This window comes from Streptomyces sp. NPDC044921, assembly GCF_056432865.1.
The window spans coordinates 99,798-125,352 of the sequence record NZ_JBWKIF010000019.1 but is presented as its reverse complement, the minus strand read 5'-3'; the positions used below and the strand labels follow the sequence as shown (position 1 = coordinate 125,352).

The 25,555-nt window shown below is 73.5% G+C and carries 19 protein-coding genes; 10 read left to right on the top strand and 9 right to left on the bottom strand.

Features of this window, described 5'->3' with window-relative positions; all coding sequences use genetic code 11:
- Positions 1-58: 58 nt before the first annotated feature.
- The gene (locus tag AC07DA_RS27155; protein ID WP_479130816.1) at positions 59-2,923 is read right to left on the bottom strand and encodes a beta-N-acetylglucosaminidase domain-containing protein; all 2,865 of its coding nucleotides are present in this window, start codon (positions 2,921-2,923) and stop codon (positions 59-61) included.
- Between the two features lie 222 nt (positions 2,924-3,145).
- Between AC07DA_RS27155 and AC07DA_RS27150 the strand changes: the two genes are divergently transcribed.
- The 3 genes from AC07DA_RS27150 to AC07DA_RS27140 all read left to right on the top strand — a co-directional run bounded on the left by AC07DA_RS27150 (position 3,146) and on the right by AC07DA_RS27140 (position 5,841).
- Positions 3,146-3,406 (top strand): hypothetical protein, encoded by a 261-nt coding sequence (locus AC07DA_RS27150; RefSeq protein ID WP_479130815.1) that lies wholly within the window; start codon positions 3,146-3,148, stop codon positions 3,404-3,406.
- The gene (gene malQ, locus AC07DA_RS27145) at positions 3,407-5,491 is read left to right on the top strand and encodes a 4-alpha-glucanotransferase (RefSeq protein WP_479130814.1); all 2,085 of its coding nucleotides are present in this window, start codon (positions 3,407-3,409) and stop codon (positions 5,489-5,491) included.
- 62 nt (positions 5,492-5,553) lie between these two features.
- Positions 5,554-5,841, top strand: a complete 288-nt coding sequence (locus tag AC07DA_RS27140; RefSeq protein ID WP_479130812.1) for a hypothetical protein — start codon at positions 5,554-5,556, stop codon at positions 5,839-5,841.
- Between the two features lie 58 nt (positions 5,842-5,899).
- On the opposite strand, the gene AC07DA_RS27135 is transcribed toward AC07DA_RS27140, so the two are convergent.
- Positions 5,900-6,412, bottom strand: coding sequence for a MarR family winged helix-turn-helix transcriptional regulator (locus AC07DA_RS27135; protein ID WP_479130810.1), 513 nt, complete (start codon positions 6,410-6,412; stop codon positions 5,900-5,902).
- A 105-nt stretch (positions 6,413-6,517) separates the two neighbouring features.
- Here AC07DA_RS27135 and AC07DA_RS27130 point away from each other — a divergent pair, with 105 nt between their 5' ends.
- Positions 6,518-7,480, top strand: a complete 963-nt coding sequence (locus AC07DA_RS27130) for an EamA family transporter (RefSeq protein WP_479130809.1) — start codon at positions 6,518-6,520, stop codon at positions 7,478-7,480.
- Positions 7,481-7,574: 94 nt separating this feature from the next.
- On the opposite strand, the gene pepN (AC07DA_RS27125) is transcribed toward AC07DA_RS27130, so the two are convergent.
- Positions 7,575-10,154, bottom strand: coding sequence for an aminopeptidase N (gene pepN, locus AC07DA_RS27125; RefSeq protein WP_479130808.1), 2,580 nt, complete (start codon positions 10,152-10,154; stop codon positions 7,575-7,577).
- A 181-nt stretch (positions 10,155-10,335) separates the two neighbouring features.
- Here pepN (AC07DA_RS27125) and AC07DA_RS27120 point away from each other — a divergent pair, with 181 nt between their 5' ends.
- Positions 10,336-10,821, top strand: a complete 486-nt coding sequence (locus AC07DA_RS27120; protein ID WP_479130807.1) for a DUF1203 domain-containing protein — start codon at positions 10,336-10,338, stop codon at positions 10,819-10,821.
- Here AC07DA_RS27120 and AC07DA_RS27115 read toward each other — a convergent pair.
- Positions 10,818-11,834, bottom strand: coding sequence for an aspartate-semialdehyde dehydrogenase (locus AC07DA_RS27115; protein WP_479130806.1), 1,017 nt, complete (start codon positions 11,832-11,834; stop codon positions 10,818-10,820). The genes AC07DA_RS27120 and AC07DA_RS27115 overlap by 4 nt on opposite strands.
- Before the next feature lie 348 nt (positions 11,835-12,182).
- Here AC07DA_RS27115 and AC07DA_RS27110 point away from each other — a divergent pair, with 348 nt between their 5' ends.
- On the top strand, positions 12,183-12,713 hold the full coding sequence (locus tag AC07DA_RS27110; protein WP_479130846.1) for an RNA polymerase sigma factor: 531 nt from the start codon (positions 12,183-12,185) through the stop codon (positions 12,711-12,713).
- Position 12,714: 1 nt separating this feature from the next.
- Complete coding sequence (locus AC07DA_RS27105; RefSeq protein ID WP_479130805.1) at positions 12,715-13,572, top strand: hypothetical protein; 858 nt, start codon at positions 12,715-12,717, stop codon at positions 13,570-13,572.
- 64 nt (positions 13,573-13,636) lie between these two features.
- Here AC07DA_RS27105 and AC07DA_RS27100 read toward each other — a convergent pair whose 3' ends face one another.
- Positions 13,637-16,927, bottom strand: a complete 3,291-nt coding sequence (locus AC07DA_RS27100; protein ID WP_479130804.1) for a S8 family serine peptidase — start codon at positions 16,925-16,927, stop codon at positions 13,637-13,639.
- A gap of 238 nt (positions 16,928-17,165) precedes the next feature.
- Here AC07DA_RS27100 and AC07DA_RS27095 point away from each other — a divergent pair, with 238 nt between their 5' ends.
- Both AC07DA_RS27095 and AC07DA_RS27090 read left to right on the top strand, forming a co-directional pair.
- Positions 17,166-17,606, top strand: coding sequence for an NUDIX hydrolase (locus tag AC07DA_RS27095; RefSeq protein WP_479130845.1), 441 nt, complete (start codon positions 17,166-17,168; stop codon positions 17,604-17,606).
- A 231-nt stretch (positions 17,607-17,837) separates the two neighbouring features.
- Positions 17,838-19,595: a TIGR03767 family metallophosphoesterase gene (locus tag AC07DA_RS27090; protein WP_479130803.1), complete on the top strand. Its 1,758-nt coding sequence runs from the start codon at positions 17,838-17,840 to the stop codon at positions 19,593-19,595.
- Between the two features lie 77 nt (positions 19,596-19,672).
- Here the strand turns inward: AC07DA_RS27090 and AC07DA_RS27085 are convergent, their stop codons facing one another.
- Positions 19,673-20,713: a hypothetical protein gene (locus tag AC07DA_RS27085; protein WP_479130802.1), complete on the bottom strand. Its 1,041-nt coding sequence runs from the start codon at positions 20,711-20,713 to the stop codon at positions 19,673-19,675.
- A 195-nt stretch (positions 20,714-20,908) separates the two neighbouring features.
- Positions 20,909-23,488 (bottom strand): aminopeptidase N, encoded by a 2,580-nt coding sequence (gene pepN / locus AC07DA_RS27080; protein ID WP_479130801.1) that lies wholly within the window; start codon positions 23,486-23,488, stop codon positions 20,909-20,911.
- Between the two features lie 138 nt (positions 23,489-23,626).
- Between pepN (AC07DA_RS27080) and AC07DA_RS27075 the strand changes: the two genes are divergently transcribed.
- On the top strand, positions 23,627-24,262 hold the full coding sequence (locus AC07DA_RS27075; protein ID WP_479130800.1) for a mycothiol-dependent nitroreductase Rv2466c family protein: 636 nt from the start codon (positions 23,627-23,629) through the stop codon (positions 24,260-24,262).
- On the opposite strand, the gene AC07DA_RS27070 is transcribed toward AC07DA_RS27075, so the two are convergent.
- Both AC07DA_RS27070 and AC07DA_RS27065 read right to left on the bottom strand, forming a co-directional pair.
- Positions 24,259-24,492: a hypothetical protein gene (locus AC07DA_RS27070; RefSeq protein WP_479130799.1), complete on the bottom strand. Its 234-nt coding sequence runs from the start codon at positions 24,490-24,492 to the stop codon at positions 24,259-24,261. The genes AC07DA_RS27075 and AC07DA_RS27070 overlap by 4 nt on opposite strands.
- The gene (locus AC07DA_RS27065; RefSeq protein WP_479130797.1) at positions 24,492-25,535 is read right to left on the bottom strand and encodes a glycerophosphodiester phosphodiesterase family protein; all 1,044 of its coding nucleotides are present in this window, start codon (positions 25,533-25,535) and stop codon (positions 24,492-24,494) included. Before AC07DA_RS27065 ends, AC07DA_RS27070 begins: the two co-directional genes overlap by 1 nt.
- Positions 25,536-25,555: the final 20 nt, after the last annotated feature.

Sequence of the window (25,555 nt, the reverse complement as noted above, 5' to 3'; positions counted from 1 at the left end):
TACATGTACTGAGTGAATAGTGAGGCCCGGAGGAGATCCGCTCGGGATGTCCGCAGGGTCACTCCGTGACGGCGTACGCCTCCGCCGACCACAGCGAGTACCCGTACGGCGTGGCCCGCTTCTCGCCCTGGACGCGGACGAAGCGCACGTCCCGTTCGTCCATGCGGACGCTCTCGCGGCCGCCCCGGCTGTCGTGCACCGTGGCCGCCGTGCGCCAGCGGCGGCCGTCGGGCGAGACCTGGACGCGGTAGGCCGAGGGGTGGGCGTCCTGCCAGCGGAGCACGAGCCGCCCGAGCCGCGCCGGGCGGGGCAGCTCGACCTGCCACCAGGCGCCGTCCTCGGCCGGGGACGACCAGCGGGTGTCCGGGTCGCCGTCGTTCGCCGCCGACGCGGGGAAGTCGGGCGTCTCGTCGGCCGAGGAGCGGGCCGTTCCCGTGCGGGCCAGGTCGGGTCCGCCGGCGGGCGGGAACGCCCGGACGGTGAGGGTGCGGGCCGCTCCCGCGAACCGCAGCCGGACGTCGTGGGACCGGGCCGGGGCGCCGCGCTCCACGGTCACCTCGACCGGCACTTCGACGGTCGTGCCGCGCGGCACGACCGACTCGGCCCGCGGCACCCGCACCCGCACGCCCGGCGGTGCCTCGACGGTGAGCCGGCCGCGCGTGTCGGCGGGCCGCAGGGAGTCCAGCCGCGCCGTCAGCCGCTCGGTACGGCCGGTCTCCAGGTCCACGCGGTCCGGGTCCAGCCCCAGGGAGGCGGCGGGCGAGTCGGCGAACCAGGGGACGAGATGGCGCACCCCGGAGGGGGCGGGGCCGCCGACGCGCACGGCGTCCACCGGCTGCCCGTCCCGTGCCCCGCCGGGCAGCCGCACCTCGGTCGCCCCCGACGGGTCCAGCCGGCCCGCCTCCCGCCAGCCCCGCCCCGGGACCCGCACCTCGACACGGCCCTGCGTGCCCGGCTCGGCCAGGACCGTCACGGCGGTCAGCGCACGGGCGTGCGCGAAGCGCAGGGTGCGGCCGTCGCCGGGGTTGCGCGGCGGCTCGTGGTCGATGCCCGACCAGGCCGTGTACGACTTCTGCGCCCGCTGCAGGAAGGCGTCCAGGACGTCCGTGCCGACCTCGACGCGGGACGACTGGAGACGGTCCCGCAGGGCTCCGAGCCTCCGGTACGCCGTCCAGGCCGCCGCCGCGTCCCCCGCGCGCTGCGCGTCCAGCATGCCGAGCGCGGCCGTGCCCGCCTCGCCGTAGCGGGACAGCTGCTCCGACCAGGGGGCGACCTCCGCCGCCAGACCGGTGCCCGACAGCCGCCCGGGCAGCTCGCGCAGCACCGCGAAGGCCTGCCGCAGCCGCCGCTCGGCGTCGCCGCCCGCCCCGCCGGCCGCACGGGAGCGCCAGTACGCCTCGGTCAGCGGCCGCAGGTACGCCGACTCCCGGTCGTCCAGCACCGACGACGCGTCGTTCCCGGCGAGCGCCGCCAGGGCCTGCTCGCGGCGCTCGTCCCCGCCCGCGAGGTCGGCGATCGCGGCCCGCCAGGACTCCCCGGGGCGGTAGCCGCGCGGGTTCCAGGCGTAGTCGGCGGCGGTGAACAGCGGGACGCGGGAGGCCTCCGGCTGCTGCATGGCGTTGGCCAGCAGGGCGGCGGAGCCGGTCGCGACGGCCGGCTCACGGCCCTGGTACGGGCCGAGGAAGAGGCGGCCGGGGGCGTAGTCGTTGACCGGGTAGTTGTCCATGGTGACCAGCGGATGCCCGAACGCCGCGCGCGCCTCGGCCAGTTCGCGGCCCGTGATGGTGCGGGGCACCACGCCGACGCCCGTCCACGCCACCTGGACGCCCTCGGCCAGCTCGCGCGCCAGGGCCCGCCGGTAGTCGGTCGCGCCGTCCTCGTAGTACTCGGTCGGCATCAGGGACAGCCCGGCGGCGCCGGGATGCCGCAGCGCCAGGTGCCGGGCGACCGCGTTCGCCACCCGCGCCTGCGCCCGGGCGGCCGCCCCGGGCCCGGAACCGAACCGGTCGGCATCCGCCCCGCAGTGCCACTCGCTGTAGCTGACGTCCTGGAACTGGAGCTGGAACGCCCGGAACCCCAGCGCCCACATCGCGTCGAGCTTCCGCGTCAGCGCCCGCACGTCCTCGTCGGACGAGAAGCACATCGCCTGACCGGGGGCCACCGCCCAGCCGGGCGTGACGTGGTTGCGGCGCGCCCGCTCGGCCAGCTCCCGGAACGCGGCCTGCTGCGCCGCCGGGTACGGCTCTCGCCAGCGGGCCTGCCGGTAGGGGTCGTCGCCCGGGGCGTACAGGTAGCGGTTCTGCTTGGTGCGCCCCAGGAAGTCGAGCTGCGCCAGGCGCTGCCGGTGGGTCCACGCGGTCCCGTAGAAGCCCTCGGTGATCCCGCGCACGGCGGTGCCGGGCCAGTCCCGCACGACGGCCGCCGTGAACGAGCCGTCCGGGCGCAGGAGCTGCCGCAGCGTCTGCACGGCGTGGAACAGGCCGTCCGCGCCGGTGCCGGCGAGGCTGATGCCGCTCCCGCCCACGGACAGCTCGTAGCCCCCGGACGGCAGGGCGTGCCGGTCGCCCGGGCGGGCCGGTTCCGTCCGTGCGCGCACGACCAGGGCGCCCGGCCCGGCGGTGTCCGTGATCCGGCGTGCCCCGGCGTGCCGCAGGAGCGCGCGCAGCGCGTCCAGGGCGTACGGATCGGCGTGCGCATCGGAAACCAGCGCGACCCGGCCGGGCACGGCGACGGGGGCGCCGTTCCCGCGCAGGGACTGCGGGCGCGGCCACACGGACGGGCCCGCGTCGGTGATCCCGGGGGCCGGCGCCGCGGCCGGGCCGGGCGGGGAAGGAGCCGCCACCGCCGCGGGCACGGCCCCGAGGCTCCCGGCCACGACGGCGACCGCCAGGGCCGCCGCCCGCTTCCCGTGCCGCAGTCCCACAGGCCCCCTCCAGGTGTGTTCGACCGGCGGAACGAGCCCACCACCCGCCCGGCGGGAGTGTCAACGAGAGTGGCCGATGTGACTGCTTTTGCCGGAACATGGAACCAGTGGAGGGGAGTGGAATGTGAGCAGGAGCACGATGTCCGGCGAAGGGCGTCTGCCCGCGCGCCGACTGGGTAGGGCTGCGATAACCCGCAAGCCGTACCCGACGAGGAGGCCCCCGTGGCTGCGATGACGTTCCTTCCGCTCCCGGCCCCGTCCAAACCCGTGGCGGACGACCCGTCCGCCGACCTCGACGACCCCCGCCACCACGACCCGCGGTACTGCGTCTTCAGCTCCGAGAGCGCCTGCACCGAGCCGCCGCTGACCAGCGAGCCGCCGCTGCCCGACGCCGAGCCCCTCACCAGCGAACCGCCGCTCGCCGAAGCCGCCCCCCTGACCAGCGAGCCCTCCGCCTTCGTCCCGGACCACTCGAGGCTCTAGATGACCGCTCCCCGGCCGGCCGAACCGCTCCCCGAGGACCTGTCCCGCCTCGCCGCCCTGTACGGCGTGGCCCCTTCCTACAGTCCCTCCCCGGACCGCACGGTCGCGGCCTCGGCCACCGCGGTCACCCTCGCCCTGGCCGCTCTCGGCGTGGACGCGAGCACGCCCGGCGCCGTGCGCGCCGCGCTCGCCGCCCGGGAGCGCGACCTGGACGCGCGGCTGCTGCCGCCGACCGTCGTCGCCTGGGGCGCGCATCCCCCGGCCGCCCTGGCCGGCCTCCCGGAGGGGACCCGGCTGCGCGTCGAGACCGAGCAGGGCGAGACCCGTGGCTCGGCCGAGCAGCTCCCGCCCGGCGTCCACCGGCTGGCCGCCACGGCCCCCGACGGCCGCACCGCCGCCGCCCACCTGATCGTCGCGCCGGAGCGCCTGCCCGCCGCCTCCGGCCGCTCCTGCGGACTCCTCGTCCAGCTCTACTCCCTGCTGTCCCGACGGTCCTGGGGCATGGGCGACCTCGGCGACCTGGCCGAACTGGCCGGCTGGGCCGGGCGGTCGCTCGGCGCCGGCTTCGTCCAGGTCAACCCGTTGCACGCGGCCGTTCCGGGCGCCCCCACCGACCCCTCGCCCTACCGGCCCTCCTCACGCCGCTTCCCCGACCCCGTGCACCTGCGCATCGAGGACGTCCCCGAGGCCGCCCACGTCGAGGACCCCGACCGCCTGCGCGCCCTGCTGGAACGAGCGGCCCGGCTGCGCGAGGCGGTGCTGCACAAGGGCGCCCTGATCGACCGGGACGCCGTCTGGGAGCTCAAGCGCGAGGCGCTCGAACTGCTCTGCGAGGTCCCCCTCGGCCCCGGCAGACGCGCCGCCTACTGCGACTTCCTCGCCGAGCAGGGCCAGGCCCTGGAGGACCACGCCACCTGGTGCGCGCTCGCCGAGGTGCACGGCTCGGACTGGCACCGCTGGCCCACCGGCCTGCGCGACCCCCGCTCGGCCGAGACGACCCGCGCCCGCAACGGCCTGATGGACCGGGTCGACTTCTGGTCCCGGCTCGCCTGGCTCACCGACGCCCAGCTCACCGCCGCGCAGCGCGCCGGACGCGAGGCGGGCATGCCCGTCGGGATCGTCCACGACCTGGCGGTCGGCGTGCACCCCGCGGGGGCCGACGCCTGGGCGCAGCAGGAGTACTTCGCCGCCGGCATGTCGGTCGGCGCCCCGCCCGACGCCTTCAACGCCCGCGGCCAGGACTGGGGCCTGCCGCCCTGGCGGCCCGACCGCCTGGCCGACTCCGGCTACGCCCCCTTCCGCGCGCTGCTGCGCGCCCTGTTCCGCTACGCCGGGGCGCTGCGCATCGACCACGTCATGGGTCTGTTCCGGCTGTGGTGGGTCCCCCAGGGCCACCCGCCCACCGAGGGCACCTACGTCCGGTACGACGCCGAGGCCATGCTGGCCGTCCTGGTGCTGGAGGCCTCCCGGGCCGGGGCCCTGGTGATCGGCGAGGACCTCGGCACGGTCGAGCCCGGGGTGCGCGAGGCGCTGCGCGAGCGCGGGGTGCTCGGCACGTCCGTGCTGTGGTTCGAACGCGACTGGGAGGGCGACGGCCGCCCCCTGCCCCCCGAGAGCTGGCGCGCCGACTGCCTGGCCACCGCCACCACCCACGACCTGCCCTCCACCGCGGCCCGCCTGACCGGCGAGCACGTGGAGCTCCGCGACAGCCTCGGCCTGCTGACCCGCCCGCTGCACGAGGAGCGCGCCGAGGCCGCCGCCGACACGGCGGAGTGGCTGTCCCTGCTGACCGAGCTCGGCCTGCTGCACGGCGCCGGGGGCGGCACCGACACCTCCTCCGAGGAGGCCGAGATCCAGGCCGTGCACCGCTTCCTGGTGCGCACCCCGGCCCGGCTGGTCGGCGTCTGGCTCCCGGACGGGGTCGGCGACCGCCGCCCGCAGAACCTCCCGGGGACCTGGGACCAGTACCCGAACTGGCGCCTGCCCATCGCCGACGCCGAGGGGCGTCCGGTGACGCTGGAGGAGCTGGCGGCCTCACCGCGGCTGCACGCGCTGATGGAGGTGCTCAAGGAGGCCGGACCCTGACGCCGGGCCCCTTACGGCACCCCGGGCGCGCGGCGCCGGTCGGCGTTGGATACTTTGACACCGTGGACAAGAAGAACGCCCTGCGCGCCGGCGCCCTGGCAGCCGGAACGACGCTGATGATGCTGCTCATGTCGTCCCCCGCCTCCGCGCTCACCCGCGACGACGGTGACGACCCCGGCACGGGCCTGAGCGTCATCGAGACGCTGGGCCTCTTCGTCGTGGCCCCCATCGTGCTGTACCTGGTCATCGCCGGACTGGTGATGATCGGCGACAAGTCGCACAAGAAGAAGGACCCGACGAGCTCCAACATCACCACCAAGGCCGACGCGAAGACCGAAGTCAAGGCCTGATCAGGGGTTTCTCACCGAGGGCGCCGTCGCGGTCACCGCGACGGCGCCCTCGGCGGTGTCACGGGCGGTCCGCCCCCGTCAGCAGCTCCCGCAGCAGCCCGGCCAGGAGCCGGGCCCGGTCGGCGTCGAGCGCGGACAGCGCCTCCGTCTGCACCGCCAGTCCCGCCCCGACCGCCTCGTCGACCAGCGCCAGACCCTGCTCGGTGAGCGTCACGTGCAGCCCGCGCCGGTCGTGCGGGTCGGGGGAGCGGCGCAGCAGTCCGGCGCGCTCCAGCTTGTCGAGCCGGCCCGTCATGCCGCCGGTGGTGAGCATCAGCGTCGCCGACAGCTGCCGGGGCGAGAGCGTGTAGGGCTCGCCGGAGCGGCGCAGGGTCGCCAGGACGTCGAACTCCCCGCGGGAGATGCCGAACCCCGCGTAGACCTTCGTGGCCCGTTCGCCCATCGCGTGCGCGATCCGGTTGATCCGGCCGAAGACCTCCATCGCCGTGGTGTCGAGGTCGGGCCGGACCCGCGCCCACTGCTCGATGATCGCGTCGACGGGGTCCCTGCGCTGCTCCGGGCGTTCGCTCATGGCACGAGTATCGGCACCCTCCCGGTCACCCGCAAGAAAGTAGCTTGACGGAAAGTTGCTTAGCGCTAAGCTACTTTCTGCCGACTACGTCGAAGGGTGCCTCCCATGGCCGTCTCCCGCCCGGCTCTCATCGCCCTCACCGCCCTGGCCCCCGTCTCCTGGGGCACCACCTACGCGGTCACCACCGAGTTCCTCCCGGCCGACCGCCCCCTGTTCACCGGCCTGATGCGCGCCCTGCCCGCCGGTCTGCTGCTGCTCGCCCTCGCCCGGACGCTGCCGCGCGGTGCCTGGTGGGGGAAGGCGGCGGTGCTGGGCGCGCTGAACATCGGCGCCTTCTTCCCGCTGCTGTTCCTCTCCGCGTACCGGCTGCCCGGCGGCATGGCGGCGGTCGTCAGCTCTGCGGGACCCCTGTGCGTCGCCGGGCTCTCCACGCTGCTGCTCGGGCAGCGGCCGACCCGGCGCACGCTGGTCACCGGGGCCGTGGCCGTGTTCGGCGTCAGCCTCGTCGTGCTGCGCGCCGCCGGGGCGCTGGACGCGCTCGGCCTGCTGGCGGCCTTGGCCGCCACGGTCTCCATGTCCGCCGGAACGGTCCTCACCCAGCGGTGGGGGCGTCCCGCCGGGGTGGGGCCCCTGGCGCTCACCGGCTGGCAGCTGACCGCGGGCGGCCTGCTCATCGCGCCGCTCGCCCTCCTGGTGGAGGGCGCCCCTCCGGCACTGGACGGCCGGGCGGCCGGCGGCTACCTCTACCTCGCCCTCGCCAACACGGCGGTCGCGTACTGGCTGTGGTTCCGCGGCATCGGCCGCATGACCGCCACGCAGGTCACCTTCCTCGGGCCGCTCTCCCCGCTCACCGCGGCCGTCGTCGGCTGGGCGGCGCTCGGCCAGGCCCTGACGCCGGTGCAACTGGTGGGCATGGCGCTGGCCCTCGGGGCGACCGTGGCGGGGCAGTTCGCCGGGAGGAGCGGCCCGGGCACCCCGGGTCCCGCCGGTGGCGAGGCACGGGAGGCGGGCAGGCGGGTCGCACGCCCGGAGGCGGTCCACGCGGCCAGCGGCACCCCGCGGCGGTAGAGAAGCGGACGGGGAGGTGGCCGGTGCCGGCCCGGACGGCGGAAGGGGCGCCCGGCACACGCCGGACGCCCCTTCGGTACGCGGTACGGCCCGGTTACTGCCCGGCCGCCGCGTCCGCGCGCTGGGCGCGCAGGGCGCGCTCGACGCCCGCGCGGGACTCCGAGACCAGACGGCGCAGGGCCGCGTTCGGCTCGGCGGAGGCCAGCCAGGCGTCCGTCCTGTCCAGGGTCTCCTGGGAGACCTGCACGGTCGGGTAGAGCCCGATCGCGATCTGCTGGGCCATCTCGTGCGAACGGGACTCCCAGATGTCCTTGACCACCTCGAAGTACCGGTCCGCGTACGGGGCGAGCAGCTCGCGCTGGTCGGTCTGGACGAAGCCGCCGATGACTGCCTCCTGCACGGCGTTCGGCAGCTTGTCCGAGTCGACGACCGACGCCCAGGCCTCCGCCTTGGCCTCCGCCGTCGGCCGGGCCGCGCGAGCCGTGGCCGCGTGCCGCTCACCGGCCGCCGTGCGGTCGCGCTCGTACTCGGTCGCGATCTCCGCCTCGTCGAACCGGCCGACCGCCGCCAGCCGCTGCACGAACGCCCACCGCAGCTCCGTGTCGACGACCAGGCCCTCGATCGTCCGCGAGCCGTCCAGCAGCGCCTCCAGCAGGTCCAGCTGCTCCGGCGTGCGGGCCGTCGCCGCGAACGCGCGTGCCCACGCCAGCTGGTGGTCGCTGCCCGGCGCCGCCGAGCGCAGGTGGGCCAGCGTCGCGTCGGTCCAGCGGGCCAGCAGCGTCTCGCGGGCGGCCGGATCGGCGTACAGGTCGATGGCCAGCTTCACCTGCCGCTGGAGCGACTGCACGACACCGATGTCGGACTCCTTGCCGATGCCGGACAGCACCAGCGACAGGTAGTCGCGGGCCGCGAGCTGGGCGTCGCGGGTCATGTCCCAGGCCGACGCCCAGCACAGGGCGCGCGGCAGGGAGGACTCGAAGTCGCCCAGGTGCTCGGTGACCACGGCCAGGGACCGCTCGTCGAGGCGGACCTTCGCGTACGACAGGTCGTCGTCGTTGAGCAGCACCACGGCCGGGCGGCGGCGGCCCACCAGCTGCGGCACGGCGGTCAGTTCACCGTCGACGTCCAGCTCGACGCGCTCGTCGCGGACCAGCTTGCCGCTGTCGCCGTCCAGCTCGTACAGGCCCACGGCGATGCGGTGCGGGCGCAGCGTCGGCTCGCCCTTGGCGCCGGCCGGCAGGGCCGGGGCCTCCTGGCGGACGGCGAAGGAGGTGATCACGCCGTCGGCGTCCGTCTCGATCTCCGGGCGCAGGACGTTGATGCCGGCCGTCTCCAGCCACTTCTTCGACCACGTCTTCAGGTCGCGGCCGGAGGTCTCCTCCAGCGCCCCCAGCAGGTCCGACAGGCGCGTGTTGCCGAAGGCGTGCGCCTTGAAGTAGGCCTGCACGCCCCGGAAGAACTCGTCCTCGCCCACGTAGGCGACGAGCTGCTTCAGCACGGAGGCGCCCTTGGCGTACGTGATGCCGTCGAAGTTGACGAGCACGTCGTCCAGGTCGCGGATGTCCGCCATGATCGGGTGCGTGGAGGGCAGCTGGTCCTGCCGGTAGGCCCAGGTCTTCATGGAGTTCGCGAACGTCGTCCACGAGTGCGGCCAGCGCGAGCCGGGCGCGGCGGCCTGGCAGGCGATGGAGGTGTAGGTGGCGAACGACTCGTTCAGCCACAGGTCGTTCCACCACTCCATGGTCACGAGGTCGCCGAACCACATGTGGGCCAGCTCGTGCAGGATGGTCTCCGCGCGCGTCTCGTACGCCGCGTCCGTCACCTTCGAGCGGAACACGTACTGGTCGCGGATGGTCACCGCGCCCGCGTTCTCCATCGCGCCCGCGTTGAACTCCGGCACGAACAGCTGGTCGTACTTCTCGAACGGGTAGGCGTAGTCGAACTTCTCCTGGAACCACGCGAAGCCCTGCCGGGTCACCTCGAAGATGGCGTCCGAGTCGAGGTACTCGGCGAGCGAGGGACGGCAGTAGATGCCGAGCGGGACGGACTGGCCGTCCTTCTCGTACACGCTGTGCACCGAGTGGTAGGGACCGGCGATCAGCGCCGTGATGTACGTCGAGATGCGCGGCGTCGGCTCGAAGACCCAGACGTTGTCCTGCGGCTCGGGCGTCGGCGAGTTGGAGACGACGGTCCAGCCCTCGGGAGCCCTCACGGTGAACTGGAAGGTCGCCTTCAGGTCCGGCTGCTCGAAGCTCGCGAACACCCGGCGGGCGTCCGGCACCTCGAACTGGGTGTAGAGGTAGGCCTGGTCGTCGACCGGGTCGACGAAACGGTGCAGGCCCTCACCGGTGTTGGTGTAGGCGCAGTCGGCGACCACCCGGAGGATGTTGCGGCCCCGGAGCAGGCCGGGCAGGGCGATCCGGGAATCCGCGAAGACCTCGGCCGGGTCGAGGGAGTCCCCGTTCAGCGTCACCTCGCGCACGGTCGGTGCGACCAGGTCGATGAACGACTCCGCGCCGTTGTCGGCGTCGACGTCGAAGCGCACGGTGGTCACGGACCGGAAGGTGCCGCCCTCCTGCGCGCCGGAGAGGTCGAGTTCGATCTCGTACGAGTCAACGGCGAGCAGCTGCGCCCGCTGCTGCGCCTCCTCGCGGGTCAGGTTTGTGCCAGGCACGCGGTCATCTCCTCGTTATGGGTGGGTTGCGCCATCTTTCCACGGCGGTCGGGGCTCCGGCGACGACCTGGGACTTCCCTAGGGATACCCCTCGGGCGGCCTCCGGCGGCGGTACCGGGCGCGCGAACGCGCCGTCCGGATTCCGCCGGTTTCGCGCCCCCGCGCGCGCGACCCTGACCGTATGACGAACCGCACCGTGCTCCCCATCCCCCCGGGCGTGCTGGAGGAACTGCGCACGCAGGACGACGCCGGCCGCCCGGCGTCCCCGCTCACCGACCCCGAGGGCGGCGCGCCCCTGCGTTGCTGCCTGCGCCGCAGCGAACCCGGCGAACGCATCGCGCTGGTCTCCTACGCCCCCCTGCGCCGCTGGGCCACCGAAACCGGAGCGAACCCGGGTGCCTACGACGAACAGGGCCCGGTCTTCGTCCACGCCGAACCCTGCGACGGCCCGGCGGACCCGGCCGCGCCCCCACCCTTCACGAACAGCCACCGCACCCTGCGCCGCTACTCCGCCGAGGGGCACATCCTGGGCGGCCGGCTGGTCACCGGGGGACCGGACGCCTTCGAGCAGGCCCTCGCGGAAGCACTCGACGACCCGGCCGTGGCGCTCGTCCACGTCCGGGCCGTCGAGTACGGCTGCTTCCTCTACGAGGTGCGCAGGGACTAGCCCTTCAGTTCCCGGGCCACCAGCTCCGCGATCTGCACGGCGTTCAGAGCCGCGCCCTTGCGGAGGTTGTCGTTGGAGACGAAGAACGACAGGCCGTTGTCCACCGTCTCGTCGCGGCGGATGCGGCCGACGTACGACGGGTCCTTGCCGGCGGCCTGCAGCGGGGTCGGGATGTCGGAGAGCTCGACGCCCGGGGCGTCCTTCAGCAGCTGCGTCGCGCGCTCCGGGGTGATCGGGCGGGCGAAACGGGCGTTGACCTGGAGGGAGTGGCCGGAGAAGACCGGGACGCGCACGCAGGTGCCGGAGACCTTCAGCCCGGGGATCTCCAGGATCTTGCGGGACTCGTTGCGGAGCTTCTGCTCCTCGTCGGTCTCGTTCAGGCCGTCGTCGACGAGGTTGCCCGCGAAGGGCAGCACGTTGAACGCGATGGGGCGCTGGTAGACGCCGGGCTCCGGGAAGTCCACCGCCTCGCCGTCGTGGGTGAGCTTGTCGGCGTCGGCGACCACCTTCTGCACCTGGCCGTGCAGCTCGGCGACGCCGGCGAGGCCGGAACCGGAGACCGCCTGGTACGTGGCGACGACCAGGGCCTGGAGGCCCGCCTCGGCGTGCAGCGGACGCAGGACCGGCATCGCGGCCATCGTCGTGCAGTTCGGGTTGGCGATGATGCCCTTGGGGCGGTTCGCGATCGCGTGCGGGTTCACCTCGGAGACGACCAGCGGGACCTCGGGGTCCTTGCGCCACGCGGAGGAGTTGTCGATCACGACGGCGCCCTGGGAGGCGACCTTCTCGGCCAGCGCCCGGGACGTGGCACCGCCCGCGGAGAACAGCACGATGTCCAGGCCGGTGTAGTCGGCGGTCGCCGCGTCCTCCACCGTCACGCCGTCCAGCTCCGTGCCCGCCGAACGGGCCGAGGCGAACAGGCGCAGCTCGGTGACCGGGAAGTTCCGCTCCGTGAGGATCCTGCGCATGACCGTGCCGACCTGTCCGGTGGCTCCGACGATTCCGACCCTCACGGTGACTCCCTCTCCTGCGTGTCTTCACGTGCTCGTTGCTTGGCCGAGGCTTTTCCATCATGCGGCCGACCACGCCCCGTCTGTCCACTTCTTTGGCCGGTCTGCCCGGACAGTGGGACGGCGCGTCCCGCCCGATGGTTGCGGACCTGCGGTGTCGACCCCGCTGAGCTGGAGGAATTCGTCCGGCGGGGGTCGCGCGCCGCAAGCTCGCCTGCCCATGCCGGTTCCGGCCACACGGGAGTGTGACGTACGCCTCGGCCGTCCCGCGGGAAACTCCCGGGCGGACGGCCGAACGTTCCGGGCCGGGCCGGCGTCGTAGGACAAACACGGTGAGGGGGGTGGCTTGTGCTGCTGCGCGGAAGGGCCCGGCGCGGCCGGGAGGGGCACGCCGACGACGATCCGCTGGACGCGGCACAGGAACGCCGGGTGCGGGCGGTGCTCGCACTCGGCGGAGTGCCGCAGGCGGACCTGCCGGACGGGGTACAGCAGGTCCGCCTGCGGCTGCTGGAGCGGGCGGCGAGCGGCCGGGAGGCGCCGCGGGACGTCTCGGCGTGGGCGGCGGTCGTCGCCTCCAACCTGGCCATGGACTGGCACCGGGCCAAACGCCGCCAGGAGCGGCTCGGGGAGCGGCTGGCCGGGCTGCGCCGGCTGGAGCACCCCTCCGGGGAGGAGACCAGCGTGCTGTCCGTCGCGGTCGCCCAGGGCCTGGACGAGCTGCCGGCCGCCCAGCGGCAGGTCGTCGTCCTGCGCTTCTACGCCGACCTGCCGGTGAAGTCCATCGCCGAGCAGCTCGGGATCCCGGAGGGCACGGTCAAGAGCCGGCTGCACACGGCGGTACGGGCCCTGCGCGCCCGCCTGCACGAGGACGAGGTGGTGTGACGTGTCCGGGTACGACAGCGAGGCGGACGGCGCGGACAGGGACCCGCTGATGGCCGCCCTCACCGGCGAGCCGCTGCGGGAGGACGCCGATGCCGGTGCCCGGGCGGAGTACCGCGCGGCCCGGGCGGACGTGACCCTGCTGCGCGAGCAGCTGACCGGCATCGGGGACGCCCTGGCGGACGCGGGGGAGGCGACGCGTCCGGCCGGGGCACCGCGTACGGCGCGGCGGCGCCCGCGGCCCCGGCGGGGCGTCGCCGGGCGCGGCCCGGGGGGCGTCGGGCAGGGGCCGGGGCGCGAGGACTCTCCCGCGGGTCCACGATCCGCGGGGGAGGCGGGGAAGGCGGGGAAGGGGGGGAAGTGGACCTGGCACCCGGGGATCAAGGCCGCCGCCCTCGGCATGGCCGTCGCGGCCGCCATCGGCTCCGCGACGGTGGGCCTGGGCTGGCTCGCCTCGCACGAGGGGAGCTCGGCCGACACCTCCGCGGCGAGCGGCGAGAGCGGGAGCACGGCGGACAAGGCCGCCTCCCCACGTGGCCCGGCCTACCTGGCCTGCGCCCGGCTGGTCGCCGAGGGCACGGTCGTCTCCGTGGTTCCCCTGCCGGAGGGCGGACAGGACCGCGTCACGCTCGACGTGACGCGCTCCTACAAACCCGCCCGGGGCGAGGACGAGACCACCTTCGTCATGACGCGGGGCTCCTGGCCCCTGCCCGCCGCGGGCGACCGGCTGCTGGTCGGCATCCGGTCCGGCGCGGCGGCCCCGGACCTCTGGGCGCACGGGGAGAAGGAGATCGCACGCGAGCGGGCCTGGATCGTCCCGGCGCTGCCGTCGGCGGACCGGACCCCCTGCGGGGAGGGGTGAGCGGCGCACGGGAAAGGGGCGGGTGTCCGGCCGGACACCCGCCCCTCCTCCGTCGTCCCGAGGGTTACGGCACGACCTTCTCGATCTTCACGCTGCCCAGGCCCGCGGCCGTGCCGCGCGCGTTGACCAGCTGGACCTGGCCGAAGAACTCACGGCCCTCGGGGGCGGCCGCCGCGGCGGTGACGCTGCCCGAGACCGTCGCCGAGTCGCCCGTGCCGAGCTTCACCGGCGCACCGTCGACGCTCACGCTGCCGAGCGAGGCGGAGAAGAACACGTCCTGGTAGTCGTAGGCGGTGGTGCCGGCCGGCACGCCGTAGCCGACGACCTCGATGGTGTACCTCCCGGCGGCCGGGGAGGGCACGGAGACCGACTCCTCCGAGTCGCCGTCGGCGGAGCTGCCGACCTGCTTGCCGGCCGCGTCGTAGACCGCCAGGTCCAGGTCGGCGGCGGCGTCCGAGACGTTGCCGATGGCGACGTCCAGCGACTTGGCGCCCGCGGGCACCTCGACCGTGGTGGTCTGCTTCTCGCCCTGCTTGATGGACGGGCGGGCCGTCTTGGCCGAGCCCAGCGGGCCGCCGGTCAGCTTGCCGTCGAGCGGGGCGAGGCGGTTGGTCACCTTCCACGAGGCGGTGGCCGGGGTGCCGACCTTCGCCTCGGGCACGGTCACGGTCTCCGGCTCGAAGACCGCGCCGAGGACGGCGACGTCCAGCTTGTACGGGTTGTCGAGCAGCGGCGACGTGCGGCGCGACTCGACCTCGATCTCCCACACGCCGGGCTGCGGGTTCGCGTACGACCGCACGTCCGGGCGGCAGGTGTTCGCCGGGTTCGGGTAGTTCGGGTAGCAGTTGATCGTCGACGTCGGGTCGGCCGGGACGCCGTACGGGTGGATGGAGATGAACCGGGTCTGGCTCTTGTCCTTCAGCCCGCTCAGCGCCACCTCCAGGGACTTGGCGCCCTCGGGGACGGTGACGAAGTAGTGCTGCGAGCTGTTGCGCTGCACCGAACCCGCCGCGGAGAAGGTGTGCTGCAGCGGCTGCGAGACGACCACGGTGTGCAGGACCTGCCGGTCGATGCCCTCGGTGCGCGGGTCGTCGACCTCCAGGATCGCGCTCTTGACGCCCGCGGACTTCGGCGCGGCCTGGACCTTGACGGTCACCGGCTGGTTCAGCGGCAGCCGCACCTCGTCGGAGCCGACGATCCGGAACGTGCCGCCCGCGTTGTTCTCGAAGTGCAGCTCGTGGCGGATCGCCTTGTCGGCACCGGACGTACGGGTGATGGTGACCTCGTAGGTCTTCTTCTGGCCCGCCTTCAGGCCGCCCTCGCGGTCGTACAGGCCCGTGCCGAAGCCGGGGGTCTTCAGGAACTGGTCGATCGCGGTGTCGACCGGGGCCTTGACCGTGTACGCGTGGGAGGTGGCGCCGTCGCGGATGGCGTCCCAGGCGTCCTCGATGTTCATCAGGCCCGCGCCCTCCTCGTACGCCTGCACACCCTTGATGTGGTCGGCGGTGGAGGTGAGGGCCGTGCGCAGGGTCGCCGGGGTCAGGTCGATCTTCTTCTGCTTCGCGGCGGACAGCAGCAGCGCGGCGGCGCCGGCGGCCTGCGGGGACGCCATCGAGGTGCCCTGCAGCATGCCGTAGCCGGCCGGCAGGGAGTAGCCCGCCTCGGCGACCGGGGCGCCCGGCAGCCAGGTCTGGATGGTGTTGATGGCGGCACCCGGGGCGACCAGGGTCGGGGTGAAGCCGCCGTCCTCACGCGGGCCGCGCGAGGAGAACGGCATCATCGCGTACTTCTTCTCCACGACCGAGCCGTAGTTGGCGGCCCAGGTCTCCTTGGAGACGGACGCGCCCACCGAGATGACCTTGTCGGCCAGGGCCGGGTCGCCGATGGTGTTGGCGCCGGGGCCGGAGTTGCCGGCGGAGATCACCAGCTGCACGCCGTAGGTGTCGATGAGCCGGGTGTACAGCTCGGCGCGCGCGTTGTTGCCGTCGTTCAGCGCCGGCAGACCGCCGATCGACATGTTGACGATGTCGACACCGCGCTTGGTGACGAGGTCGATCATGCCCTCGGTCAGCGCCACGTTGGTGCAGCCGCCCGACCAGGTGCACGCGCGCGAGGAGACCAGCTTGGCGCCGGGGGCCGCGCCGTTCATCTTCCCGCCGAACAGGCCGTTGGCGGCGGTGATGCCGGCCACGTGTGAACCGTGCGAGCCCTGGATGACGCCGATGTTGACGAAGTCGGCCTTCGCGCCGGCGCCGTTGTAGACGACGTCCTTGCGGATCTCGACGACGAACGGCTGCCGCTCGGCGACGTCCGTCTTCGGGTCGTCGGTGCCGAAGTAGCCGATCTGGAAGCCGTCCTTGTACGGCTTCATCGCGGTGTCGTCGCGGAAGTCGTGGTTGTCGTTCAGGTCGACGCGGACCGTGCCGGCCGCCGGGTCGTACAGCACGCCCCAGTCGTCGGTCTTGTCGCCGTCGCGGTTGGCGTCGCCCGCCGCGTCACCGCCGGTGGTGAACGACTCCTTGAAGGTGCTGACGCGGTAGGAGCCCGCGGGCGCCGTCCAGGCCGTGCCGTCGTGCGTGAACGTGGGGCCCGCGACGGAGGTGTCCATCCGGCGCCAGGTGTTGTCGTTGTCGACGACCGGGTCGGTGGCCGTCACCCAGTCGACGATCTTCCGCTCGCCGGTGGTGGTCTTCTGCAGCGCCGGGTGGCCGAGGTCCACGCCGGAGTCCAGGATGCCGATGGTGATGCCGCGGCCGTCCGCCTTGGGGTGGTCCTCGACGAAGTCGACCGCGCCCGTCTCGAAGGAGGGGTTGTACGGGTTCTCGGCCGGGGTCTTCTTCCCCGGCGCCGGGTAGGTGCCCGTCGCCGCGGCGCCCTTGGCGGCGTCCGCGCTCGGCGTCGGGTCGTCCAGCGGGATCTCCTCGCGCAGGTCGATGCCGTGCACCGAGGAGAGCTTGGCGGCGGCCGCGATGGCCGCGTCGGCCCGGGAGGTCGGGACGGTGGCGCGGACGTAGCCCAGTTTGTCGTCGGACCGGCCCACCGTGCCGCCCTTGACCGCGTCGAGCTGCCCGGCGACCTGCTCGGTCCGCCCGGGCGCGGTGGCGATCATCATCGTGACGGTCTTGTCGCCGTCGGCCTTGGCCTCGGCGAGCAGGTCCGCGTCGTCCGAACCGAGCTTGTCGTGCGCGGACTTCACGTCCGCGTCGGCCGGGGCGGCGGCACCGGGGCCGTCCGCGGCGAACGCCAGGGGGACCGGACCGGCCGCGGAGAGCGCGGCGACGAGTCCGGCGGCCACGGCGATGCGCGCCACGCGTCTCCGGCCCGATATCGGGTCACGCTGGGGGGTGAGGGTCATCGGCATCCCTTGTAGGTAAAGGAACGAGCGGGGACGACCGGGGCCGATCGGACCCGGTCGCCGCGGTCCGGAACGGCGAGCCCGGACGATCGCACAGCTTTACGCAAGGGGAAGTTCTTTGGGGAGGGTTGACCGAAACGAAATGGATGTATGGGGAAAACCCCCGATGCGTTTTGCGGGTATCGGTCCCGAAGGAGGTGAAATCGGTTAACGTCCCGGAGTGCGACAGAAGTTGAGGGTGGCGGCCTACGCCATATGCGTCCGCGACGGACAGATCCTGCTCGCCCGCTCGCCCGCCCAGGACGGCACCCCCGAGTGGGTCGTACCCGGCGGCGGCATGGAGCACGGCGAGGATCCCCACGACACCGTGCGGCGCGAGGTCGAGGAGGAGACCGGCTACACGATCGAGGTGACCGGGCTGCTCGGCGTGGACTCCTCCCGCCGTGTCTTCCGCGACGGCTTCGGACGCGCCCTCGACCACCACGCCGTCCGGCTCGTCTACGAGGGCCGCGTCACCGGCGGCGAACTGCGCCACGAGATCAACGGCTCCACCGACCTCGCCGCCTGGCAGGACCTGGACGCGGTGCCCGGCCTGGTCCGGGTCCCGATGGTCGACACCGCCCTGCGCATGTGGCGCGAGCGGCCCGTGACCGGCAGGCTGGCCGGCGCCCCGGAGTAGGCCGGGTACCCGGGCAGGTGAACGCCGTGTGACCGGCTCCGGGCCGCTCCCGGAGCGGTCGACGACGCCCTGGGTAGCCCAAGATCCACGTACGGTGATCGGCGCTGCGCGTTGCCGCCTTGTTCACGCGCAGGTCATTCCCGGTGCCAACGATCCAGTACGAGCGGGGTGTTCACGTCACGGACGCCTCGCGACCACTGCCGACGCGTTCGCACTCGGGGAGAGAAGCGCATGTCGCGCACACGCTCAGTCGCCGGCTCCGGCCAGGGCATCCACCGCCGTTCCGTCCTCGCCGCCACCGGGGCGGTCGCCCTGTCCGCGGGCGTCGGTTACGCGCTGCGGCCCAGCGACAGCCAGGCCGCCACCGCCAAGGAGACCGCCGAGGCCGTCGCCGCCTCCTCGCGCCGGGCCCCGGCCGCACCGCTGGCCCCCTACACCCGGGGCACGACCGTGGCGTCCGTCGCCACCCCGCGCGCCGGCTCCGGGTACCGGCGCCTGGGCGAGGGACCGGGCTGGCAGCGGGTCGTGCGCTCCGAGCTGGCCGCCCCCAAGTCCGGACGCGCCGGGCGCCGTACGGCGCTCGCGGCGTTCGTGCAGCTCACCGACCTGCACATCATCGACGCCCAGCACCCGCTGCGCCTGGAGTACCTGCGCTCGGCGGACGTGCACGCCTGGCGGCCGCACGAGGCGCTGACCGTGCAGGGCGCCATCGCGCTGGTGGAGCGGATCAACGCGCTGCGCGGCGCCCCCGTCACCGGTGCCCCGTTGCACTTCGCCATGACCACCGGCGACAACACGGACAACAACGCCAAGTCCGAGCTGGAATGGTTCCTGAAGGTCATGAGCGGCGGTCGCATCACCCCCAACACCGGCGACCCGCGCCGCTACGAAGGGGTCCAGAACAGCGGCCTGAAGCTCTACTGGCAGCCGGACGCCGCCCTTCGCGACGCCGACAAGCAGGCCGGGTTCCCCCGCCTCGACGGCTTCCTGAAGGCCGCGATCCGCGAGGTGCAGAGCCCGGGCCTGAACCTGCCCTGGTACTCCACGGTCGGCAACCACGACTCCCTGCCGATGGGCTGCTACGCCTCGCACGGCGACTCCTACCTGACGGACCTGGCCGTCGGCGGCCGGAAGCTGATGGACGTGCCGGCCGCGCAGGCGAAGCGGCTCCAGACCCTCATCAAGAAGGCCCGGGACCCCGAGGGCGTGCGCTACCACGACTTCCTGAAGTCCCACGCCCGCGCCATGCGTGCGGTCACCCCCGACGAAAGCCGCGCCCCCTTCACCCCCGCCGAGTACGTGCGCGCACACCTGGACCCGGCGTTCCGTGGCGTGGGCCCGGTCGGCCACGGCTACTCCTCGGCCAACCTGGACGCGGGCACCCAGTACTACGCCTTCCGCATCTCCGACGAGGTCATCGGCATCAGCCTGGACACCACCGACGCGGGCGGCCACTACGCGGGCTCCATCGGCTCGGCCCAGCTGCGGTGGCTCGACCGGACCCTGCGGGAGAACAAGGACTCCTACGCGGTGGTCTTCAGCCACCACACCAGCAAGACGATGAACAACACCCGCCCCGACCCGGCCCGGCCCCACGAGCGGCGCCGCACCGGCCAGGAGGTCCTGGCCCTGCTCGGCAGCCACCGCAACGTGCTGGCCTGGGTCAACGGCCACATCCACAAGAACGTCATCACGCCGCACTCCGCGCCCGACGGCCGCTCGTTCTGGGAGATCTCCACCGCCTCCCACGTCGACTTCCCGCAGCTGGCCCGGGTCATCGAACTGGCCGACAACAAGGACGGCACGATCTCCCTGTTCACCACGCTGGTGGAGTCCTCGGCGCCGCACCGCACGGACTTCTCCGACCTCTCGCAGACCGGCCTCGCGGCGCTCTACCGGGAACTGTCCCTCAACGCCCCGGGCGCGAGCACGACCCTCGGCGGCAACCCCGAGGACCGCAACACCGAACTGGTCCTGAAGAAGGGCTGACGCCCGGCGCGAGGAGGGGCCGCCGGTGCGCCCCGGCGGCCCCTCCTCTCCCCTCCTGGTTCCGCTCCGGTCCGTCACTACCGGGGCAGGACCACGACGTACGCGGCCGGTTCGCGGTCGGCCGACGCCATCAGCGCCGTGCGGACCACCGTCGCCTGCTGTTCCAGGGAGTCGCGCAGCTTCCTGGGCGTGATGTGGACGACCGTGATCCCGAGCCGCTCCAGGTGCTCGCGCTTGCGGGCGTACTCGGACCACACCGCGTCGTCGTCCTGCCGGGGTGCCCGGGTGTCCAGTTCGAGGGCCACCGCCTGGTCCGGCCAGTACGCGTCCAGGCCGCCGAGATAGGGGCCGCCGGGCAGGCGCAGGTCCACGTTCCACACCGGGTCGGGCAGGCCGTACTCGCGGACCATCCGGTACAGGCGGTCCTCGGCGATGGCGCGGCCCTCGGCCAGCAGCGAGTCCACCGCGTCCACCACGTGGGGGCGGCTCAGCAGCCGCGCCTGGTTCAGCTCGCGCACCACGGAGGCCGGGTCGCAGTGGCCGCCGCGCACCGCCTCCGTCAGCAGCCTGCGCACGGTCACGGCGTCCGCCAGTCCGGCCACGGCGTCGGCCAGCGCCCGGGCCACCGGGGCCACCGGGACGCCCGTGACCTGCTCCGGGTCGGGCAGCGCGGGGGTGCGGACGATCCGCGCGCAGCCCGTGGAGCGCAGCCGCCGCATGCGCGGGACCAGGACGTCGAACGCGTCCAGGGACGGCAGCGGGGGAGTGGAGGAGAAGCCGTGCAGGGTGAGCGCGGCCAGCCCGGTGATCATCACGTCCGCGTAGGCGGGCGTGTGTGCCGTGCTCGCGCCGGGCTGGGCCGGAACACCGGTGCCGCGCTCCCGTGCCGCGTACATCAGCACCGCGTGCAGCCGCTCCTCGCTGGTCGGCGGGCCCGGGTGGAGCAGGACCACGCCCGGCAGGAGCTGCTGCCAGGGGCCGCCGGGACGGCACTGCTCGTTCGTCTCGGCCGTGGAGACCCCGTGCGCGCGGAGCCGGGCCGTCGTCGTGACGCGGGGCCGGGCACCGCCGGACAGGTCGTGCAGGGGGCGGGGGGAGAGCGGGGTGTTGTGGGTCATGACCCGCAATTTCCCGCGTCCGGGACGCCCTTGAACCGCTGTTACAACTCCGTCGACAAATGCGGACAACACAGCACTAAAGGACGAATGTTCGGATGCCGAAAGCCCCTGGTCCGTTCGGGTGCGGGCCAGGGGTTACGGCTCGTCGGGCACACATCTCGTAACAAGCCGGCACGCCCGAATCCAAGGCCAAAGCTACTGGTCAGCGGCCTCGTCGCACGCCTGTCCGCGCAGTGCCCGCGCCAGGTCGTCCCGGGCCTCCAGTACCAGCCGGCGCAGCGCCGGGGCCGCCTCCCGGTGGGCGTCCAGCCAGGCGTCCGTGGCGGCCAGCGTCCGCTGCGACTGCTGCAGCGACGGGAACAGTCCCTGCACCACGTGCATGCCGATCTGGATCGACCGCTCGGCCCAGACGCGCTCGATCGCCGCGAAGTACTTCTCCGCGTACGGCGCGAGCAGGTCCCGCTGGGAGTCCTGACAGAAGCCCGCGATGGTGGCCTCGACCATGGCGTTGGACAGCGCGTCGGACTCCACGACCTGCGCCCACGCCTGCGCCTTGACCGCCTCCGCCGGGCGCGCGGCCAGGCAGCGCACCTGGTGCCGCTTGCCGGAGGCCGTGTCGTCCCGGGCCAGCTCCTCCGCCAGCACCTTCTCGTCCACGTCCCCGTGCGCGGCCAGCGGCTCCAGGAACGCCCAGCGCAGCTCCTGGTCCAGCTCCAGTCCCTCGACCGTGGCCGCGCCCTCCAGCAGGTCCCGCAGCAGCGCGAAGTCGGCCTCGGCGGTGGCCGTCCGGGCGAAGAAGCGCGCCCACGCCAGCTGCTGCTCGCTGCCGGGCCCGGCCGCGTACAGCTCGCGCCGCGCGCCCTCGGCGAGCAGCCGGGCGGTCGTCTCCCGCCGGGCCGGTGCCGAGTAGTGCGTGACCGCCGACTCCGCCCACGCGTGCAGCATCTGCAGGACGCCGATCTCGGACTCGCGCCCCGCGAACCGCAGGACCAGCTCCACGAAGTCCCGCGCCGGGAGCAGCGCGTCCCGGGTCATGTTCCACAGCGCCGACCAGCACAGCGCGCGGGCCAGCGGGTCCATGACCGACCCCAGGTGCTCGCGCAGCGTGGCCAGCGACGTCTCGTCGAAGCGGATCTTGCAGTACGTCAGGTCGTCGTCGTTGACCAGGACCAGGTCCGGGGCGTCGGCACCGGCCGCCTCCGCGACGACGGTCCGCGCGCCGTCGACGTCGGTCTCCACGCGCGCGTACCGCTCCAGCGCCCCGCCGTCCGTCACCCGGTACAGGCCCACCGCCACCCGGTGCGGGCGCAGCTCCGGGTGCGACTCGGCGGCCTCCTGCACCACCGCGAGCTCCTCGACGCGGCCGTCGGCGCCCAGCAGCACCTGCGGCGTCAGCGCGTTCACCCCGGCCGTCTGCAGCCAGGACCGCGACCAGGCACTCATGTCCCGGCCGCTGGTCTCCTCCAGCACCGACAGCAGGTCACCCAGGCGCGTGTTGCCGTACGCGTGCCGCTTGAAGTAGCGCCGCGCGCCCTCCAGGAACGCCTCCTCCCCGACGTACGCCACGAGCTGCTTGAGCACCGACGCTCCCTTGGCGTACGTGATGCCGTCGAAGTTCAGCTTGGCGTCCTGCAGGTCGCGGATGTCCGCCGTGATCGGGTGCGTGGAGGGCAGCTGGTCGGCCCGGTACGCCCAGGCCTTGCGGCGGTTGGCGAAGGTGACCCAGCCGTTGGTGAAGCGGGTCGCGCCGACCAGTGAGAACTCTCCCATGAAGTCCGCGAACGACTCCTTCAGCCACAGGTCGTCCCACCACTCCATGGTGACCAGGTCGCCGAACCACATGTGCGCCATCTCGTGCAGCACGACGTTGGCCCGGCCCTCGTAGGACGCCTGCGTCACCTTGCCGCGGAAGATGAACTCCTCCCGGAACGTCACCAGGCCCGGGTTCTCCATCGCGCCCAGGTTGTACTCGGGCACGAACGCCTGGTCGTACTTCCCGAACGGGTACGGGTAGTCGAAGTGGTCGTGGAAGAAGTCCAGGCCCTGCTTGGTGACCAGGAAGACGTCGTCGGCGTCGAAGTGGGGCGCGAGCGCCTTGCGGCACAGGGCGCCGAGCGGGATCTCCAGCGTGGTGCCGTCCGGGAACGTGCGGGAGTACGCGTCCGTCACGTAGTGGTACGGGCCCGCAACCACACACGTGATGTACGTCGAGATCGGCCGGGTCTCCGCGAACCGCCACACCCCGTCGGACCGTTCACCGGCGCCGTTGCTCCACACCGTCCAGCCCTCCGGGGCCCGCACCTCGAAGCGGAACGGGGCCTTGAGGTCGGGCTGCTCGAAGTTGGCGAAGACGCGGCGGGAGTCGGCCGGCTCGTACTGCGTGTACAGGTACACCTCGCCGTCCTCCGGGTCGACGAAGCGGTGCAGGCCCTCGCCGGTGCGCGAGTAGGCGCACCGGGCGTCGACCACCAGCTCGTTGTCCGCGGCCAGGTCCTCCAGCGTGATCCGGCAGCCGTCGAAGACCTCACCGGGGTCCAGGTCACGGCCGTTGAGTGAGACGGACGTCACACTCGGCGCGATCAGGTCGGCGAAGCTGCTCGCGCCGGGCTCGTTGCAGCGGAAGCGGATCGTCGTGACCGAGCGGAACGTGCGGGGCCCGTCGCCGCTGTCCTCACCGACCGCGGACCGCAGGTCGAGGGACACCTCGTACCCGTCGACGCTCAGCAGTGCGGCCCGCTCGCGGGCCTCGTCGCGGGACAGATTCTCACCGGGCACGGGCGGAACTCCTCAAGCGTCGTGGAATGCGGCTGAACAGCACCGATCCTGCCACGAGCCCCTGACGCCGGTCAGCCGGGAATGGCCGGGGAACACGGAGGCGTTCCCCGGAGAAACGGTTACCTCACGAGGAGAGACATGTCGGACAAGACCCCCGTCGACTTCTGGTTCGACCCGCTGTGCCCCTGGGCGTGGATGACCTCCCGTTGGGTGCTGGAGGTGGAGAAGGTCCGGGACATCAAGGTCCGGTGGCACGTCATGAGCCTCTCCGTGCTCAACGAGAACAAGCTCGACGAGCTGCCCGAGAAGTACCGCGAGCTGCTGGAGACCGGCTGGGGCCCCGTCCGCGTCGCCATCGCCGCGCAGCAGGAGCACGGCGCCGAGGTGCTCGGCGACCTCTACACCGCGCTCGGCACCCGCATCCACAACCAGGGCGAGGGCCACGGCAGGGAGACCGTCGCCGCCGCCCTGAAGGACGTGGGCCTGCCCGGCTCCCTCATGGAGCACTGGGACTCCACCCCGTACGACGCCGAGCTGCGCGCCTCCCACAAGGAGGGCATCGACAAGGTGGGCCAGGACGTCGGCACGCCCGTCATCGCCGTGCCCGGCGCCGACGGCGAGCAGATCGCCTTCTTCGGCCCGGTCGTCACCCCGGCCCCCAAGGGCGAGGAGGCCGCCCGCCTGTGGGACGGCACCCTGGCCGTCGCCTCGGTCCCGGGCTTCTACGAGATCAAGCGCACGCGCACCAAGGGCCCGGACTTCTCCAACCTCTAGGGCTCACTCGGCGGGGGCGGCCCCTCCCCGAACCGCCCGGGGAGGAGGCCGCCGCCACCCGTGTGCAGATACGGCTGGTACCAGAGGCACCCCGGCACCGTGCAGCGCCAGAGGTCGTGCACGTAGTGGCGGGGGTCCTTCCGGTCCTCGCGGACCGCCGCCCGCTCCTCCTCGTTGAGCTTCCGGAAGTCCTGCATACTGCCGCAGGTCCGGCACGCCCTCCGGATCATCAGCCCCTCCTCGCGCTCACCGCCAGGTCCGGGAAGTCGGTTACGACCGCATCGACCCCCATGTCGTAGTACAGCGCGTATTCGGCGAACGCGTCCCCGAAATCGTTCGGTCCGCTCCCGCGCCGGAACCGGGCCGGCAGGAACTGGTTCTCCGCGCGGAAGGTGTAGGGCCCGATCCGCAGTCCCGCCGCGTGCGCGTCCGCGACCAGCGACGTGCCGGCGACCGACGACTTGTCGGGCCCGATCCAGTCCGCGTACGCCGCGATCCGGGCGAGCCCGGCCGGGCTCATCATGTCCCGGTACGTCGTCGGGTCACCGGACGACACCAGGTCGTACGGCCCGCCCGTCGTGCCGAGCGCCTGCCACAGCGGCACGCCCAGCCGTTCCGAGGCGATCCGTTGGAGACTCGTCGGCTCGAAGGACTGCACGACGCACTCGCGCCGCCCCAGCCGGTTGCGGCGGACGGCCGAGGCCAGCTTCGGCTCCAGCGGCAGTCCGATCGAGCGGAAGTACGCCGGGTGCTTGGTCTCGGGGAAGACGGCCACGGTCCGGCCGTGTGCCTTCGACAGCCGCCGCGCCAGGTCCACGACCTCCTGGAAGGTCAGGATCCGCTCCCGCCCGTCGAAGACCGTGTTGCGGTCGCGGACGGCCGGCAGCCGCTCCACCGCCCGCAGCGTCCTCAGCTCGGCCAGCGTGAAGTCCTCCGTGAACCACCCGGTGACCGGGCGCCCGTCGACCGTCTTCGTCGTGCGCCGGTCCGCGAACTCCGCCCGGCCCGCCACGTCGGTCGTCAGGGAGATCTCGTTCTCGTGCCGGACCACCAGCTCGTGGTCCTTCGTCGGCACCAGGTCCGGTTCGATCCAGTCGGCGCCCGTCTGCACCGCGTGGGTGTAGGAGGCCGCCGTGTGCTCCGGGCGCCAGCCGGCCGCGCCGCGGTGACCGATGACGACCGGGCCGCGCGGGCGGGGGCCGGCGGCCGCCACCGGGGCGGCGGCCGCCCCCGCGGCCGCCGCGAGCAGGAGGGATCTCCGTCCGAGCCGCATGCGACTCCCTTTCCTCGGTG

Excerpts from the sequence above, each read along its gene's own strand:
- AC07DA_RS27075 (WP_479130800.1), top strand. The coding sequence starts at position 23,627 with ATGTCGGACAAGACCCCCGTCGACTTCTGGTTCGACCCGCTGTGCCCC.
- AC07DA_RS27130 (WP_479130809.1), top strand. The coding sequence starts at position 6,518 with ATGGCCGTCTCCCGCCCGGCTCTCATCGCCCTCACCGCCCTGGCCCCC.
- AC07DA_RS27085 (WP_479130802.1), bottom strand. The coding sequence starts at position 20,713 with ATGACCCACAACACCCCGCTCTCCCCCCGCCCCCTGCACGACCTGTCC.
- AC07DA_RS27120 (WP_479130807.1), top strand. The coding sequence starts at position 10,336 with ATGACGAACCGCACCGTGCTCCCCATCCCCCCGGGCGTGCTGGAGGAA.
- AC07DA_RS27135 (WP_479130810.1), bottom strand. The coding sequence starts at position 6,412 with ATGAGCGAACGCCCGGAGCAGCGCAGGGACCCCGTCGACGCGATCATC.
- AC07DA_RS27090 (WP_479130803.1), top strand. The coding sequence starts at position 17,838 with ATGTCGCGCACACGCTCAGTCGCCGGCTCCGGCCAGGGCATCCACCGC.
- AC07DA_RS27070 (WP_479130799.1), bottom strand. The coding sequence starts at position 24,492 with ATGATCCGGAGGGCGTGCCGGACCTGCGGCAGTATGCAGGACTTCCGG.
- AC07DA_RS27065 (WP_479130797.1), bottom strand. The coding sequence starts at position 25,535 with ATGCGGCTCGGACGGAGATCCCTCCTGCTCGCGGCGGCCGCGGGGGCG.
- AC07DA_RS27100 (WP_479130804.1), bottom strand. The coding sequence starts at position 16,927 with ATGACCCTCACCCCCCAGCGTGACCCGATATCGGGCCGGAGACGCGTG.
- malQ (WP_479130814.1), top strand. The coding sequence starts at position 3,407 with ATGACCGCTCCCCGGCCGGCCGAACCGCTCCCCGAGGACCTGTCCCGC.